This window comes from Stenotrophomonas sp. KH_036_B, assembly GCF_057839485.1.
Genome location: NZ_CM174491.1, coordinates 4,263,450 through 4,278,515, shown reverse-complemented (window position 1 = coordinate 4,278,515; position 15,066 = coordinate 4,263,450). Strand labels below are relative to the sequence as shown.

15 protein-coding genes are annotated in these 15,066 nt (G+C 69.1%); 14 read left to right on the top strand and 1 reads right to left on the bottom strand.

The features are described 5' to 3' along the window. Positions 1-114: 114 nt before the first annotated feature. Both AC3ITN_RS18975 and cydB read left to right on the top strand, forming a co-directional pair. Entirely contained in the window at positions 115-1,512 is a 1,398-nt protein-coding gene (locus AC3ITN_RS18975) for a cytochrome ubiquinol oxidase subunit I (RefSeq protein ID WP_489391527.1), read from the top strand. Between the two features lies 1 nt (position 1,513). Then, a complete protein-coding gene (gene cydB, locus AC3ITN_RS18970; protein WP_313347468.1) occupies positions 1,514-2,527 on the top strand; it encodes a cytochrome d ubiquinol oxidase subunit II in 1,014 nt (337 codons plus the stop codon). A gap of 350 nt (positions 2,528-2,877) precedes the next feature. On the opposite strand, the gene AC3ITN_RS18965 is transcribed toward cydB, so the two are convergent. Next, positions 2,878-3,900: a chorismate transformation FkbO/Hyg5 family protein gene (locus AC3ITN_RS18965; protein WP_489391526.1), complete on the bottom strand. Its 1,023-nt coding sequence runs from the start codon at positions 3,898-3,900 to the stop codon at positions 2,878-2,880. A 178-nt stretch (positions 3,901-4,078) separates the two neighbouring features. Here AC3ITN_RS18965 and AC3ITN_RS18960 point away from each other — a divergent pair, with 178 nt between their 5' ends. The 12 genes from AC3ITN_RS18960 to AC3ITN_RS18905 are packed head-to-tail and all read left to right on the top strand — an operon-like array spanning position 4,079 to position 15,036. Beyond that, the gene (locus AC3ITN_RS18960; RefSeq protein ID WP_313347472.1) at positions 4,079-4,813 is read left to right on the top strand and encodes a beta-ketoacyl synthase chain length factor; all 735 of its coding nucleotides are present in this window, start codon (positions 4,079-4,081) and stop codon (positions 4,811-4,813) included. Next, positions 4,806-5,609 carry a lysophospholipid acyltransferase family protein gene (locus AC3ITN_RS18955; protein WP_489391525.1) on the top strand — a complete coding sequence of 268 codons (804 nt, stop codon included), beginning with the start codon at positions 4,806-4,808 and terminating at the stop codon, positions 5,607-5,609. The genes AC3ITN_RS18960 and AC3ITN_RS18955 overlap by 8 nt, the downstream gene beginning before the upstream one ends. After that, complete coding sequence (locus tag AC3ITN_RS18950; RefSeq protein WP_102946212.1) at positions 5,596-5,856, top strand: phosphopantetheine-binding protein; 261 nt, start codon at positions 5,596-5,598, stop codon at positions 5,854-5,856. The genes AC3ITN_RS18955 and AC3ITN_RS18950 overlap by 14 nt, the downstream gene beginning before the upstream one ends. 17 nt (positions 5,857-5,873) lie before the next feature. Then, positions 5,874-6,131: an acyl carrier protein gene (locus AC3ITN_RS18945; RefSeq protein WP_313347476.1), complete on the top strand. Its 258-nt coding sequence runs from the start codon at positions 5,874-5,876 to the stop codon at positions 6,129-6,131. Between the two features lie 22 nt (positions 6,132-6,153). After that, positions 6,154-6,705 carry a COG4648 family protein gene (locus AC3ITN_RS18940; RefSeq protein WP_313347478.1) on the top strand — a complete coding sequence of 184 codons (552 nt, stop codon included), beginning with the start codon at positions 6,154-6,156 and terminating at the stop codon, positions 6,703-6,705. Continuing rightward, positions 6,698-8,386, top strand: a complete 1,689-nt coding sequence (locus tag AC3ITN_RS18935; RefSeq protein WP_489391524.1) for an ApeI family dehydratase — start codon at positions 6,698-6,700, stop codon at positions 8,384-8,386. The genes AC3ITN_RS18940 and AC3ITN_RS18935 overlap by 8 nt, the downstream gene beginning before the upstream one ends. Then, positions 8,379-9,161 carry a glycosyltransferase family 2 protein gene (locus tag AC3ITN_RS18930; protein WP_313347482.1) on the top strand — a complete coding sequence of 261 codons (783 nt, stop codon included), beginning with the start codon at positions 8,379-8,381 and terminating at the stop codon, positions 9,159-9,161. Before AC3ITN_RS18935 ends, AC3ITN_RS18930 begins: the two co-directional genes overlap by 8 nt. Next, the gene (locus AC3ITN_RS18925) at positions 9,158-10,105 is read left to right on the top strand and encodes a lysophospholipid acyltransferase family protein (RefSeq protein ID WP_489391523.1); all 948 of its coding nucleotides are present in this window, start codon (positions 9,158-9,160) and stop codon (positions 10,103-10,105) included. The genes AC3ITN_RS18930 and AC3ITN_RS18925 overlap by 4 nt, the downstream gene beginning before the upstream one ends. Next, positions 10,095-11,642 (top strand): HAL/PAL/TAL family ammonia-lyase, encoded by a 1,548-nt coding sequence (locus tag AC3ITN_RS18920; protein ID WP_313347486.1) that lies wholly within the window; start codon positions 10,095-10,097, stop codon positions 11,640-11,642. Before AC3ITN_RS18925 ends, AC3ITN_RS18920 begins: the two co-directional genes overlap by 11 nt. Next, positions 11,629-12,051 carry an acyl-CoA thioesterase gene (locus AC3ITN_RS18915; RefSeq protein ID WP_489391522.1) on the top strand — a complete coding sequence of 141 codons (423 nt, stop codon included), beginning with the start codon at positions 11,629-11,631 and terminating at the stop codon, positions 12,049-12,051. Before AC3ITN_RS18920 ends, AC3ITN_RS18915 begins: the two co-directional genes overlap by 14 nt. Then, positions 12,048-12,683 carry an outer membrane lipoprotein carrier protein LolA gene (locus tag AC3ITN_RS18910; RefSeq protein ID WP_489391521.1) on the top strand — a complete coding sequence of 212 codons (636 nt, stop codon included), beginning with the start codon at positions 12,048-12,050 and terminating at the stop codon, positions 12,681-12,683. The genes AC3ITN_RS18915 and AC3ITN_RS18910 overlap by 4 nt, the downstream gene beginning before the upstream one ends. Beyond that, on the top strand, positions 12,676-15,036 hold the full coding sequence (locus tag AC3ITN_RS18905) for an MMPL family transporter (RefSeq protein ID WP_489391520.1): 2,361 nt from the start codon (positions 12,676-12,678) through the stop codon (positions 15,034-15,036). Before AC3ITN_RS18910 ends, AC3ITN_RS18905 begins: the two co-directional genes overlap by 8 nt. The last annotated feature ends 30 nt before the right edge of the window (positions 15,037-15,066 follow it).

The window sequence follows — 15,066 nt, the reverse complement described above, 5'->3', positions numbered from 1 at the left end:
CCTGTACTGGGCTCCACCTGCGACCGATTGAAGCAGCGCGTCACCCGGTCGCATGTCCTCTTCACGAATACCGGCCCAGACTGGTCCACATTCCAGAATGTGCGGAGGCGTCGCTTGGACGCGTTGTTGTTGTCCCGGATCCAGTTCGGGTTCGTCATCAGTTTCCATGTGCTGTTCCCGGCCTTCACCATCGGCACCGCCAGCTGGCTGGCGTTCGTGGAAGGCCAGTGGCTGCGCACCCGCAAGCCGATCTGGCGCGAGCTGTACTTCTTCTGGCAGAAGATCTTCGCGGTGTCGTTCGGCATGGGCGTGGTCAGCGGCATCGTCATGGCCTTCCAGTTCGGCACCAACTGGCCGCGCCTGAGCCAGGTGGCCGGCAGCGTGATCGGCCCGCTGCTCACCTATGAAGTGCTCACCGCGTTCTTCCTGGAAGCCAGCTTCCTGGGGGTGATGATGTTCGGCTGGGGCAAGGTCTCGCCGCGCCTGCATTTCTTCTCCACGTGCATGGTGGCGCTGGGCACGCTGGTGTCCACGTTCTGGATCCTGTCGTCCAACAGCTGGCTGCAGACCCCGGCGGGGCACGCGATCATCGATGGCATCGTCGTGCCGCAGGACTGGTGGCAGGTGGTGTTCAACCCCTCCTTCCCGTACCGGCTGGCGCACATGGCGCTGGGCTCGTTCATCACCACCTGTTTCGTGATCGGTGGCGTTGGCGCGTGGTACCTGCGCAAGGGTACCCATGTGGAGGCCGGGCGCACCATGCTGCTGGCCGCCGTGGCCTTCGCCGCGCTGACCGTCCCGGTGCAGATCTTCGTGGGCGACATGCACGGGCTCAACACCCTCAAGCACCAGCCGATGAAGATCGCCGCGGTGGAGGCGCACTGGCATGCCGAGGGCGAGGGCGAGGGCGTGCCGCTGGTGGTGTTCGCCATACCCAACGAGGCCGCCGAACGCAACGACTTCGAGATCGCCATTCCGCGCCTGGGCAGCCTCATCCTCACCCACTCGCTGGAGGGAACCTTCGACCCGCTGACCTCCGTGCCCGCCAGCGAGCGGCCGCCGGTGGTGCCGGTGTTCTTCGCGTTCCGCATCATGGTCGGGCTGGGCACGCTGATGCTGCTGCTGGCCTGGGTATCGGCGTTCCAGTGGTGGCGCGGCCGGCTGCTGCAGTCGCGCTGGCTGGTGCGGGGGTGGAACTGGATGCTGCCCAGCGGCTTCATCGCGCTGGTGTCGGGCTGGTTCGTCACCGAGATGGGCCGCCAGCCGTGGGTGGTGTATGGCGTGCTGCGCACCGCCGACGCGGTGGGGCCACAGAGTGCGTGGATGACCGCACTGTCGCTGGGCGTGTACATCGTCGGCTACGCGTTCGTGTTCGGCTGGGGCATCTGGTACCTGGTCAAGATCATCCGCACCGGCCCGAAGCCGCACGACCAGCAGCCGCCGATCGAAGACGGCAGCCACACCCCGGCGCGGCCGCTGTCCGGTGCCGACGAACCGCTGGAGGAGCGCTGAGATGGAGATGACGACCTGGCTGCCGGTCGCATGGTTCGCGGTGATCGGCTTCGGCGTGCTGATGTACGTGGTGCTGGATGGCTTCGTGCTGGGCATCGGCATCCTCGCGCCGATGGCCGAGGACGAGGAGCAGCTCGACGTGATGATGAACACCGCCGCGCCGATCTGGGATGGCAACGAGACCTGGCTGGTGCTCGGCGGCGCGGGCCTGATGGCCGCGTTCCCCAAGGCCTATGCGGCCCTGCTGTCGGCGTTGTACCTGCCGGTGCTGCTGCTGGTGGTGGCGCTGGTGTTCCGCGGGGTGGCGTTCGAATTCCGCTTCAAGGCGCACCGTTCGCGCCGGCTGTGGAGCGTGGCGTTCGGACTGGGCTCGCTGCTGGCCGCGTTCGCCCAGGGCGTGATCCTGGGCGCGCTGGTGCAGGGCCTGCAGGTGGTGGACGGCCAGTACGTGGGCGGCGCCTTCAGCTGGTTCAGCCCGTTCTCGATGCTGACCGGTGCGGCGGTGGTGTTCGGCTATGCGCTGCTGGGCAGCACCTGGCTGATCCTGAAGACCGAGGGCCGCGAGCAGACGTTCGCGCGCACCCTGACCCGGCCGCTGGTGGTGGCGGTGATCGTGTTCATGGGGCTGGTCAGCGCCTGGCTGCCCTTCCTGGACTCGCGGCTGATGGCGCGCTGGTTCAGCGACGGCAACTTCTGGTGGTTGTCGCCGGTGCCGCTGCTGACCTTGGCCGTGGCGGTGGCGCTGTGGCGCAGCGCGATGCACCCGCGCCGCGACCTGCCGCCGTTCCTGCTGACGCTGGCCCTGTTCGTACTGGGGTTCATCGGTCTGGTGCTGGGCATGTGGCCGTACCTGCTGCCGCCGAGCATGACACTGTGGCAGGCCGCCGCGCCCGCCTCGTCGCTGGGCTTCAGCCTGGTCGGACTGGTGGTGCTGTTGCCGGTGATCCTGGGCTACACGGCCTGGTCGTACCGGGTGTTCCGCGGCAAGGTGCGCGCGGACGCCGGCTACCACTAGTAGTGCCGGCCGCTGGCCGGCTCCTCGGGGTAGACGCCATCGCCTGCACTAGTAGTGCCGGCCGCTGGCCGGCTCCTCGGGGTAGACGCCCTCGCCTGCACTAGTAGTGCCGGCCGCTGGCCGGCTCCTCGGGGTAGATGCCATCGCCTGCACTAGTAGTGCCGGCCGCTGGCCGGTTCCTCGGGGTAGACGCCATCGCCTGCACTAGTAGTGCCGGCCGCTGGCCGGCTCCTCGGGGTAGACATCGCCTGGAGCCGGCCAGCGGTCGGCACTACCGCGGCACGGTTGCCGTGGAGCTCGCCGGCGGCCGGCTGGAACCGGTAGGTGACGACCGTTGGTCGTCACACGCTTCACCCGTGCAGGCCTTCGATCTCCACCAGCAGTTCGGCCCGGCAGACCTCGGCGTGCAGCACGATGAACGGCGGTGCGCCTGGCAGTTCGGCCATCCGCGCGGCAATCGCCGCCAGGTCGTCCGCGCGGCGGACGTAAACCTTCAACACGGATTCAGCGCCCAGCGTGGCCGGCAGCGCCGGCCGTTGCAGGCGGGCCGCATCCACCAGGCTCTGCAGGTTGGTCAGGGTCTCGTCCAGCTGTTCGGTCAGCGACCCGGTGTGCTGCGACACATGCCCCACGATCGCGGCCGTGCCCGACTGCAGCAGCGGCAGGCCGGTGGCCGGCGGTGGCAGCAGCGCACGCGAGAAGCTGGGCGACTGCGGGCCGTACTGGCGGGGGTAGCGGAAGGCGCTGACCTGGCGGGGGTTCTCCAGCGGCAGGCCCGGTTCACGCGCAGCCAGCCAGTACACCTGCAGCCGGCGGACGCCGTCGAAACGACCAATGCAGGTCGCTGCCGGCAGCGCGGCCTCGTCCAGCTCGCGCAATCCCCGCACCCGGCCCACGCAGAAGCGCCGGTAGCGTTCCTGGTCGCCCTCACCTTCCGTTACCGCATCGAGATAATTCCAGGTGCGCAGCAGGTGCGGGAAGCCGCAGTGCGTCAGAAAACTACTCATTAGAGCGTAGGAATCTGCCGCGGCCGATTCGATATCGCCGTCGATCTCGTCCATCTCGATCGCGCCGAACAGCACGGCATCAGTGGCCGACCAGCGCACGCCGTCGCGGACCCCGTGCTCGACCTTGCCGGCGCCCTGCCAGATTTCGATCTGCGCGGGGCCATGTTCCGCCAGCGGTACCTGCAGCCAGCGCGGGTCCGCGCAGGGCGGCTGCCCGTGGGAAAACCCGAACACCGCCAACGTGCGCGGGTCGGCCAACGCGGCCTCGCGCGCGGCGGCCGGCGCGTAGCAGGCACGGAACAGGGCGGGGCCCGGCGATGAAGAAATGACCGGCGAGGCCGATACGCTGTGGATCGTGCTACTCATTTCAGATTGTGAAAGCTGCCAGTGCCGAGAGTGTCATGATAGCGTGCGCTCCTTTCGCGGCGTGCCCATGCACGTCGGACGATGTCGAAGACAGGTGTGGGTCGGCCGGAATGGGGGCGCCGGGTCGCATTGCCGCCATGGCTCGTGTTTCCAGGTGCCCATAACCATGTTGGCGTGAATGATCGAGTTCTCTGTTGTGGATTGGTCGGCCTGGGCACCGGGACTGACCACGAAATCGGACTGGCAGGCATGGGCGCAGTCGCCCACCGTGCCGGAAGGGCAGGACACCCCGGCGCTGACCGAAGTGCCGGCCATGCAGCGCCGGCGCATCGAGCGGCTGGGGCGCATGGCGATCCAGGCCGCCTGCTGGTGCGAGCAGCCCGATGATGCCGGCCAGGTGCCGCTGGTGTTTGCCTCGCGACACGGCGACGTGGCCCGCTCGATGGAACTGCTCGACACCCTGCGCCAGGACACCCCCATGTCGCCCACCGCCTTCGGCCTGTCGGTGCACAACGCCGTGGCGGCGCTGTATTCGATCGCACGCGGCCAGCGCGGCAACTACCTGGCCCTGGCCGGTGGGCGCGGCACGGTCGAGGCGGCCTGCGTGGAGGCCTTCGGCCTGCTCGCCGACGGTGCGCCGGAAGTGCGCGTGATCGCCTACGAATCCCCGCTGCCGGCGGTCTACGCCGGTTTCGCCGACGAACCGGACCCGTATTTCGCCTGGTGCTGGCGGCTGGCCGCGGCCGATAAGCCCGGTACCCGGCTGTCGCTGGGCTGGGGTGCCGGCGACCAGGACAGCCCGGCCGGCGTGTTGCCGCACAGCCTGGACGCGCTGCGGTTCCTGCTCTCCGGCGATGCCGCGCTGCGCTTCCAGGCCGATGGCCAGCAGTGGTCCTGGCAGCGCCATGGCTGAGCGCTGGCATGCCCGCCTCGACCACGCCTGGCGCGTGTTCGGCACCGGCCTGTGCTTTGCCGTCTTCGGACTGGGCGGGCTGCTGCTGGGCGGGCTGCTGTTGCCGCTGTTGTTGCTGGTCCGGCATACCGCGCGGCGGCGCGCGCTGGCACGCCGGCTGGTCCAATTCAGTTTCGCCAGCCATGTCGCGCTGATGCAGCGGCTGGGGGTGATGACCTATGAGATCCGGGGGCGGGAACGCCTGCAGCGCAACGGTCTGCTGATCCTGGCCAACCACCCGACCCTGATCGACGTGGTGCTCCTGATCGCCCAGCTGCCCAACGCCGACTGCGTGGTCAAGCAGGCTGTCGCCCGCAACCTGTTCATGCGCGGCCCGGTGCGCGCGGCCGGCTACGTGGCCAATAGCGACGGCGCCGGGCTGATCGACGACTGCATCGCCGCGGTCCGCGCCGGCGGCACCCTGGTGATCTTCCCGGAGGGCACCCGGACCGTGCCGGGCCAGCCGCCGCGGCTGCAGCGGGGGGCCGCCAACATTGCTGTACGCGGTCAGTTTGACATCACCCCGGTGCGGATCACCTGCACCCCGCCTACCCTGACCAAGGGCCAGAAATGGTATCGTGTACCATCACGGCGTTTTCACGTTCAGCTGGAAGTCGGGGAAGATCTCCCGATCGCTCCCTTCCTGACGGGAGCCGACGATACGCCCAGGGGGGATGCCTTGGCGGCCCGGCGCGTGACCGATCACCTTGCCCATTACTTCGACTTCGCTGGAGAACCAAGCCGTGCAGGCACTTGAGCACGAGATCAAGGAATTGATCATTTCATCGCTTTCATTGGAAGACATCGCTCCGGATGACATCGACGCCGAGGCACCCCTGTTCGTGGAGGGGCTGGGCCTGGACTCGATCGACGCGCTTGAGCTTGGTTTGGCCCTGCAGAAAAAGTACGGTGTCAGCCTGTCCGCGGATTCGGAAGAGACCCGTCGCCATTTTTCCAGCGTGCGTGCCTTGAGCGAGTTTGTCGCCGCACGCCAGCCGTCGTAACGGCGCCAGGATTTGCCATGACCAAGAACGAACTTTTCGATCGCATCGTCAAGATCCTCAAGGACAGCTTTGAGATCGAGCCGGTGCGGATCACGCCCGACGCCCGCCTGTACGACGACCTGGACATCGACAGCATCGATGCCGTGGACCTGATCGTGCAGCTCAAACCGTTGCTGGGCCGCAACCTGCAGCCGGAAGCGTTCAAGTCGGTGCGCACCGTGCAGGACATCGTCGATGTGGTGCATGGGCTGCTGCCCGGGCAAGCGGCCGCCTGACGGCCGCCGCTGAAGATCGACCATGGTCCGGGTGCGCGTCGCGGCGTTTGCAGTGCTGTCGCTGGCCTACCCGCTGGTCGTGTACCTGTCGTTGGGCCGCTTCGAACCGCGCTGGATGGCGCTGCTGCTGTTCGCCCTGGCCGCGCTGCGCGCGCTGACCACCCGCCAGCCGGTGTGGTGGGCTGCGGCGCTGGGCGCCGGCCTGCTGGCGCTGCTGGCCACTGCGTTCAACCAGGCCCTGCCGCTGAAGCTGTACCCGGCGCTGGTCAATGCGGTGATGCTGGTCATCTTCGCCACCAGCCTGCGCTTCCCGCCCAGTGCGGTGGAGCGGCTGGCGCGGTTGACCGAGCCGGAACTGCCGCCGTTCGCCGTGGTCTATACCCGCCGTGTCACCCAGGTGTGGTGCGGCTTTTTTGTTCTCAACGGGGGCCTGGCCCTGATCACGGCGTTCTGGGCCTCCAACCAGGTCTGGGCGCTCTACAACGGATTGTTGGCGTACGTGATGATGGGTGTCCTGTTTGGCGGTGAGTGGCTGGTGCGGCGGCGAGTGAAGGCGGCGCACGCGCATGGCTGAGTGGATCGCGCTGGACCGGTTGGCGCTGGTGCCGCAACCGGATCGCATTGTCGGCATCGATGCCGACGGCCGCGTGGTGTCCCACCCGCAGTTCCGCAGCCGCGTGCAGGGCTGGCAGCAGGCCTTCGCCCGCGCCCCCGGCCGCGACTGGGCGCTGTACTTCGACGACACCCTGGACTTCGCCGCGGCCCTGCTCGGTGCCTGGCACGCCGGCAAGCGCGTGTTCCTCGGTGGCGACAACCTGCCCGCCACGCTGGAGGTGCTGAGCCCGCGCGTGGCCGGGTTCGCCGGTGACGTCCCGGCGCGCCATGCGCCGCTGCACCCCGACGCCGCCCCCGACCCGGCCGCGCCGCTGCTGGCGTTGGACGAGGACACGCTGGAACTGGTGGTGTTCACCTCCGGCAGCACCGGTGCGCCCAGCGCGATCGCCAAGGTCCTGCGCCAGCTGACCCGCGAGGTCGATGCGCTGCAGGCGGCCTTCGGGCCGCAGCTGGAAGGCGCGCAGGTGCATGGCACCGTCTCGCACCAGCACATCTATGGCCTGCTGTTCCGCGTGCTGTGGCCGCTGGTGGCCGGCCGCGCCATCCTGCCGCGCCGCTTCTTCCACGAAGACCTGGTGAGCGCCCTGGCCGCGCAGGATTCGGTGCTGGTGGCGACCCCGGCGCACCTCAAGCGCCTGCCTGAACAGCTGGACTGGTCGTCGCTGGGGGGCCGCCTGCGCGCGGTGTTCTCCTCCGGCGGCCCGTTGCCCGCCGAGGCGGCCCTGCAGGCGCGCGCGCTGCTCGGGGTGGCGCCGACCGAAGTGTTCGGCAGCAGCGAAACCGGTGGCATCGCCTGGCGCCAATGGAGTGCCGAACAGCCGCAGTGGCACCCGCTGCCGGGCGTGTCCTGGCGCATCGAAGACGGTTGCCTGGCCGTGTCCTCGCCACATCTGGCCGAGGCCGGCTGGTGGCAGACCCAGGACCGCGTGGAGGCCGATGCCGGGCGCAGCTTCCGCCTGCTCGGACGCGCCGACCGTATCGTCAAGATTGAAGAGCGCCGGGTGTCGCTGGACGCGCTGGAACAGCAGCTGCGCGCGCACCCGGCCGTGCAGGACGCCCGCGTGCTGGTGCTGCCGGGCGCGCGCGAACAGCTCGCCGCCGTGGTGGTACCGCAGGTGGGCGGCGTGGCGCAGTGGGACGATGGCGAGCGCCGCCGCCAGGCCCAGGCGCTGGGCGCACACCTCGCGCAGAGCCATGATGCGGTCACCCGCCCGCGCCGCTGGCGGTTCGTTGACGAGCTGCCGTACAACGCGCAGGGCAAGACCACCGCCGCCGCGTTGGGCGCGCTGTTCCGGCCGCTGATGCCGGTGGCCGAGTGGCAGCAGCGCGACGACGCGGCCGCCGTGCTGGTGCTGCCGCTGGACGGCGACCTGGTCGTCTTCGACGGCCACTTCCCGCAGGCGAAGATCCTGCCGGGCGTGGTCCAGCTCGACTGGGCGATCCACTACGGCCGCCAGGCGTTTGCCATGCCGCCGCGCTTCGAGCGCATGGATGCGTTGAAATTCCAGCACGTGGCGCGCCCCGGTGACCGCCTGCAGCTCACCCTGGGGTGGGACGCGGTCAAGGCCGTGCTCAGCTTCCGCTACGTGTCCGACCACGGCGTGCACGCCAGTGGCCGGGTGGTGTTCGGCGATGCGTGAGACCAGCGCGGGTGGGCAGGCGGCGTTTTCGCCGCTGGTGGTCATTCCGGTCTACGACCATGAACACGCCATCGGCGCGGTGGTGCAGGGCGTGCTGGCCAGCGGGCTGCCGTGCCTGCTTGTCGACGACGGCTCGCACCCGGCCTGCGCGCAGGTGCTGCGGGCGTTGGCGCACGCGCGGCCCGACCAGCTCAGCCTGCTGCGCCTGGACGTGAACCAGGGCAAGGGCGGTGCGATGCTGGCCGGGTTTGCCGAGGCCGCGCGCCGCGGGTACTCGCACGTGCTGCAGATCGACGCCGATGGCCAGCACGACCCGGCCGACATTCCGCGTTTCGAGGCCCTGGCGCGGCAACACCCGACGGCGGTGATCTGCGGCATTCCCGCCTATGACGACAGCGTGCCCAAGGCGCGCCTGTATGGGCGCTATGCCACCCACATCTGGGTCTGGATCAACACGCTGTCGCTGCAGATCCGCGATTCGATGTGTGGCTTCCGCCTGTACCCGCTGGCGCCGGTGACCCGGCTGGTGGGCGAGGAAACCATCGGCCGGCGCATGGATTTCGACAGCGAGATCCTGGTGCGGCTGTTCTGGCGCGACGTGCCGGTGATCAGCCTGCCCACGCGGGTGACCTACCCCAGCGACGGCGTCTCGCACTTCGACGTGTGGCGCGACAACGTGCGGATCAGCCGCATGCACACCCGGCTGTTCTTCGGCATGCTGCGCCGCGCGCCGCGCCTGCTGTGGCGCCGTGCCGCTGGAAGCGCTCCGGCATGACCACGCCGGCACCGGCCAACGCCCCGCACTGGGCCGACCTGGGTGAAACCACCTCGGCCGCCGGGGTGCTGTTCCTGTGCTGGGTGCACCGCTGGTTCGGCCGCTGGCCGTTCCGGCTGTGCGTGTACCCGGTGGTGCTGTGCCACTGGCTGGGCAACCGCGTTGCCCGCCAGTCCTCGCTGCAGTACCTGCAGCGGCTGCAGGCGCACACCGGCGTGCTCGGCGGCACGCCCGGGCGCTGGGCCAGCTTGAAGCACTTCGCGTTGTTTGCCGACACCCTGCTGGACAAGCTGCTGGGCCTGGGCGGGCGCTACCCGCCCGCCAACATCCGCCTGCAGCGTGATCTCATGCTGGACAAGATCGCGCGCCGCGAAGGCGGGTTGATCCTCACCGCGCACATCGGCTGCCTGGAACTGTGCCAGGTGCTGGCCGAACAGGTGCCGGGATTCCGCATCACGGTGCTGGTCCATACCGCCCACGCGCAGCGCTTCAACCGGCTGATGCAACGGCTGGACCCGCTCGCGTCCGTCGAGCTCATGCAGGTCACCGACATGGGCCCGGCCACCGCGGTGGAGCTGCAGCGCCGTGTCGAAGCCGGTGGCTTTGTCGCCATCGTCGGCGACCGCGTGCCGCTGCGCGGCGGGCGTACCGTGCCCGCGCCGTTCCTGGGCCACACCGCGCAGTTCCCGATCGGCGCGTACGTGCTGGCCGCCGCACTGGGCTGCCCGGTGTACACCATGGCGTGCCTGCACGAAGGCGACGGCTACCGCGTGCGCTTCGAGCATTTCAGCGACCGCATCGTGCTGCCCCGTGGTTCGCGCGACGCCGCGTTGACCGCACAGGCCGAACATTTCGCCCGGTGGCTGGAACTCCAGGTCACCCAGGCCCCCTTTGACTGGTTCAATTTCTTCCCCTTCTGGGATCAGGCATCTCATGGCAAGTAATTCACCCCCCATCCGCTTCGGCGATGCGCCGCTGACCATCGAAGACGTGGTCGCGTTGTCCCAGCGCCAGGCCGACGCCGTGGTCACCGACGATCCGGCGTTCACCGCACGCATCCAGCGCGGCGTGGACTTCCTCGACCGCCTGCTGCGCGAGGATGGTGTGATCTACGGCGTGACCACCGGCTACGGCGATTCGTGCACGGTGAACATTCCGCCGGCGCTGGTGGCCGAACTGCCGCACCACCTGTTCACCTACCACGGCTGCGGCCTGGGCCGTTTCCTGGACGAGCAGGAGACCCGCGCCGTCATCGCCGCGCGCCTGGCCTCGCTGGTGCGCGGCATGTCCGGCGTGAGCCACCCGCTGCTGCAGGGCCTGGCCACGCTGCTGCGGCACGACGTGCTGCCGCTGATTCCGGCCGAAGGCTCGGTCGGTGCCAGTGGCGACCTCACCCCGCTGTCGTACGTGGCCGCCGTGCTGTGCGGCGAGCGCGAGGTGATGTACCAGGGCGCACGCCGCCCGGCCGCCGAGGTGCTGGCCGAGATCGGCATGGCGCCGCTGCGGCTGCGCCCGAAGGAGGGCCTGGCGATCATGAACGGCACGGCCGTGATGACCGCGCTGGCCTGCCTGGCGTACGCCCGCGCCGATTACCTCACCAAGCTGGCCACGCGCCTGACCGCCTTCAACGTGCTGGCCAGCGATGGCAACGCGCACCACTTCGATGAAATGCTGTTCGCGGCCAAGCCGCATCCGGGCCAGATGCAGATCGCCGCGCGCCTGCGCGAAGACCTGCACAGCGACCGTCCGCCGCGCAACGAACAGCGCCTGCAGGACCGCTACTCGCTGCGCTGCGCACCGCACGTGATCGGCGTGGTGCAGGACGTGCTGCCGTTCCTGCGCCAGCTGATCGAAACCGAACTCAACAGCGCCAACGACAACCCGCTGATCGATGCCGACGGCGAACGCATCCTGCACGGCGGCCACTTCTACGGTGGCCACATCGCCTTCGCGATGGATGCGTTGAAGAACACCATCGCCAACCTGGCCGACCTGCTCGACCGCCAGCTCGCGCTGGTGGTGGATGCGCGCTACAACCATGGCCTGCCGGCCAACCTGTCGGCCTCCACCGGCGCGCGCGCACCGATCAACCATGGCCTGAAGGCGCTGCAGATCAGTGTCTCGGCGTGGACCGCCGAGGCGCTCAAGCAGACCATGCCGGCCTCGGTGTTCTCGCGCTCCACCGAGTGCCACAACCAGGACAAGGTCAGCATGGGCACCATCGCCGCGCGCGACTGCCTGCGCGTGATCGAGCTGACCGAACAGGTGGTGGCCGGCATGCTCATCGCCGCGCGCCAGGGTGTGGCCCTGCGCCAGCGTGTCGGCATGAACGCCACGCTGCATGGCGACCTGGAGACGATGTACCAGGACCTGTGCGAGCGCATCGCACTGGTGGACGAGGACCGTGCGCTCGATGGCGAGCTGCGCGGCCTGCTGGACGATATCCGCAGCCAACGCTGGGGCCTGTATGACCGAGCATGACCTGAGCCTCGAGGTGACGCTGTCGCCGACCTTCCACGATTGCGATCCGATGCATGTGGTGTGGCATGGCAACTACTTCAAGTACTTCGAAATCGCGCGCTGCGCCCTGCTGCAGCGCTACGACTACGACTACCCGCAGATGCGCGATTCCGGCTACGTGTGGCCGGTGGTGGACGCACGCGTGAAGTACATCCGCCCGCTGCTGTACGGCCAGGCGCTGCGCGTGCGCGCGCGGATCACCGAGTGGGAAAACCGCCTGAAGATCACCTACGAGATCTTCGATGCGGGCAGTGGTGCGGTGCTCACCCGCGCCCACACCATCCAGGTCGCGGTCGACGCGGCCACCAACGAAATGCTGTACCTGTGCCCGTCGGTACTGTGGGAACGGCTGGGAGTGGACGCACCATGAACCGTTTCATGCGCACGCTGGGCGTGCTGTTGTTGCCGCTGGTGCTGGCCGTCGCCGGCCCCGTGCTCGCCGCCCCGGCCGCCGATGTGGACCTGGTCAAGCAGCGCGTGGCCAAGGTCACCGTGCTGCGCGGCGAGTTCAGCCAGGACAAGCAGGTGGCGGGGTTCAAGAACCCGCTGCGCTCGCAGGGTCGCTTCGTGCTGGCCCAGGACCATGGCGTGATCTGGACCACGCTCAAGCCGTTCCCCTCTGAAGTCGTGGTCACCCGCGACCGCATCCTGAGCCGCCAGCGCGACGGCAGCAGCCGGGTCGAACTGGACGGCCGCCAGCAGCCGGCGATGCGCTCGGTCAACGCGATCATGTTCGCGCTGATGAGTGGCGATGCGCAGGCACTGTCGGCGCAGTTCGAGGTCAAGGTCGAGGCGCTGCCGGGCAATGGCTGGCGCATGCAGTTGACCCCGCGCTCGGCGATGCTGGCCAAGGTGTTCAGCGCGCTCGAACTGAGCGGCGACCGCTACGTGCGCGAGGTCCAGATCACCGAAGCGAACCAGGATGTCACCCGCATCCATTTCGCCGCGCTGAGCGAAACCCCGGCGCAGCTGAGCGCCGACGAGGGCCGCAAATTTGAATGAGTCGTTGAATTCGGCCTGGCGTGACAACGGCCGGCTGCAGCGCGCCTGGCGCTGGTTGGCCATTGCATGGCTGCTGGTGCTGGTCGGGCTGGGCGTGCAGCAGTGGCAGCTGTGGTCGAAGGAGTCGCGGATCGACACCGACATCCTGGCGTTGCTGCCGCAGGATGCACACGACCGCCTGCTGTCCGACGTGACCCGGCGCATTGCCGATGCGAATTCGCGGCAGGTCGTGGTGCTGCTCGGCAGCGCCGATGCCGCGCAGACCAAGGCGGCTGAACTCGCCTTCCGCAAGGAGATGACGGTAGAGCGGGGCGATGCCCCGCTGGTCCAGGAGAGCGGCTCCATCGAAGGCTGGTTCGATGAGGCGCGCGCGTTCTACGCGCCGTACCGCGACCGCCTGCTGACCGACCAGCAGCGCCAGCGCCTGCAGAACGAACCGGCCGACAGCCTGTCCGAATCCGCATTGGCCGCGCTGTACGGCCCGATGGGCGCGCCGCGCCTGACCGAATGGCGTCAGGATCCGCTGTCGCTGTGGCCGCAGTGGTGGCAGGAACGTGCGTTGGGCTCCGGCCTGCGCATGGGTGACGACGGGCTGCTCGAAGCCGACGGCAAGCACTGGTCGGTGGTGCAGTACGAGACCGTCGGCTCGGCGTTCCAGCTCGACGGCGAGCGGCACATCGACCTGCTGCTGGATGCCGCCACCGCCGCGGCCGCCAAACACGCGCCCGGCCTGGAAGTGCTGCGCGCCGGCGTGCCGCTGCATGCCGAGGCGGCAGCGGTGCAGGCCAACTGGGAAATCAACACCATCGGCTGGGGCTCGTTGGCGGCAGTGCTGCTGCTGGTCTGGCTGGCGTTCCGTTCGCTGCGTCCGATCCTGCTGGTGGCCGCCTCGCTGCTGATCGGTTGCGGCGTGGCGCTGGCGGTCACGGTACTGGTGTTCGGCAAGGTGCACGTACTGACCCTGGTGTTCGGTGCCTCGCTGGTCGGCGTGGCCGAGGACTACGGCATCCACTGGTTCGCCTCGCGTCAGGCCGAACCAGCCGACCGCCGCTGGAAGCTGCTGCGCCACCTGCTGCCCGGCCTGTGGCTGGCGCTGGTGACCAGTGCGCTGGCCTACCTGGCGCTGGGCCTGGCGCCGTTCCCCGGCCTGCGCCAGATGGCGCTGTTCTCCGTGGTGGGCCTGGCCGGTGCGTTCCTCACCGTGATCTTCTGGTTCCCCTGGCTGGATGGCGGGGAGATCCGCAGCACCGGGTTCGCCCGTTGGCTGGGCGCCACGCTCGAGCGCTGGCCGCGTCTGCACGGGCGCCGCCCGGTGGGCCTGTTCCTGGGCGCCGTCGCGGTGCTGTCGGTGCTGGGCATGCTGCGCCTGCATCCCAACGACGACCTGCGCAGCCTGCAGTCCTCGCCGATGACGCTGATCAACCAGCAGATCCGGATCAGCCAGATGCTGGGCATGCCCAGTCCGGCGCAGTTCTACCTGGTGCAGGGCGCCAGCGCCGAACAGGTGCTGGAGCGTGAGGAAGCCCTGATCGAACGCCTGCGCGTGCTCTCGGCCAACAAGCAGATCGGCGGCTACCGCGCGATCAGCGAGTGGTTGCCGTCGGTGCAGCGCCAGCATGCCGATGCCGCGCTGACCGCGCGGATCGAACCGCAGGTGCTGGCCAAGGTGGGCGAGGCGGTGGGTGAACCGCTGCAGCGCCCGGTGTTCGCCGCACACGACCTGCAGGCCGATGCGTTCCTGGCCTCGCCCGCGGCGATGCCGTTCCGTCATCTGTGGCTGGGCACGGTGGGCGAGGGCATGGCGTCGGTGGTGATGGTGGACGACCTGTCCCGCGCCGATGCGCTGACCCTGCTGGAAGCGCAGGCCAAGGGCATCGACGGGGTGCGCTGGGTCGACCGCACCGCCGATTTCTCCTCGCTGCTCAAGCACTACCGCAAGCTGATGAGCGTGCTGCTGCTGGTCGGCATCGTGCTGGTGTTCGCGGTGCTGTACTGGCGTTACCGCGCGCAGGCATGGCGGGTGTTCGCCCCGACCCTGGCCGCCGGTGCACTCACGCTGAGCCTGCTGGGCCTGTTCGGGCAGCCGCTTCAGCTGTTCAACGTGCTGGCCCTGATGCTGCTGCTGGGCATGGGCATCGACTACGGCATTTTCCTGATCGAGCACCGTGGCGATGCCAGCGCCTGGCTGGCGGTGTGCGTGGGCGCGGCCAGCACCTGGCTGTCGTTCGGCCTGCTGGGCCTGTCGGCCACGCCGGCGCTGCGCGCCTTCGGCCTCACCCTGTTGTTCGGCATCGGCCTGGTCTGGTTGATCTCGCCCCTGTTCCGTCCACCGCCTCACGACGCACCGCACTGAGCGACCGCGCCTCCCCCACTTTCGTGATCA

What these genes read in the sequence shown, in the direction of transcription:
- AC3ITN_RS18940 (WP_313347478.1), top strand. Translation starts at nt 6,154, where the DNA reads ATGGTCCGGGTGCGCGTCGCGGCGTTTGCAGTGCTGTCGCTGGCCTAC.
- AC3ITN_RS18930 (WP_313347482.1), top strand. Translation starts at nt 8,379, where the DNA reads ATGCGTGAGACCAGCGCGGGTGGGCAGGCGGCGTTTTCGCCGCTGGTG.
- AC3ITN_RS18915 (WP_489391522.1), top strand. Translation starts at nt 11,629, where the DNA reads ATGACCGAGCATGACCTGAGCCTCGAGGTGACGCTGTCGCCGACCTTC.
- AC3ITN_RS18920 (WP_313347486.1), top strand. Translation starts at nt 10,095, where the DNA reads ATGGCAAGTAATTCACCCCCCATCCGCTTCGGCGATGCGCCGCTGACC.
- AC3ITN_RS18945 (WP_313347476.1), top strand. Translation starts at nt 5,874, where the DNA reads ATGACCAAGAACGAACTTTTCGATCGCATCGTCAAGATCCTCAAGGAC.
- AC3ITN_RS18910 (WP_489391521.1), top strand. Translation starts at nt 12,048, where the DNA reads ATGAACCGTTTCATGCGCACGCTGGGCGTGCTGTTGTTGCCGCTGGTG.
- AC3ITN_RS18955 (WP_489391525.1), top strand. Translation starts at nt 4,806, where the DNA reads ATGGCTGAGCGCTGGCATGCCCGCCTCGACCACGCCTGGCGCGTGTTC.
- cydB (WP_313347468.1), top strand. Translation starts at nt 1,514, where the DNA reads ATGGAGATGACGACCTGGCTGCCGGTCGCATGGTTCGCGGTGATCGGC.
- AC3ITN_RS18925 (WP_489391523.1), top strand. Translation starts at nt 9,158, where the DNA reads ATGACCACGCCGGCACCGGCCAACGCCCCGCACTGGGCCGACCTGGGT.
- AC3ITN_RS18965 (WP_489391526.1), bottom strand. Translation starts at nt 3,900, where the DNA reads ATGAGTAGCACGATCCACAGCGTATCGGCCTCGCCGGTCATTTCTTCA.
- AC3ITN_RS18935 (WP_489391524.1), top strand. Translation starts at nt 6,698, where the DNA reads ATGGCTGAGTGGATCGCGCTGGACCGGTTGGCGCTGGTGCCGCAACCG.
- AC3ITN_RS18960 (WP_313347472.1), top strand. Translation starts at nt 4,079, where the DNA reads ATGATCGAGTTCTCTGTTGTGGATTGGTCGGCCTGGGCACCGGGACTG.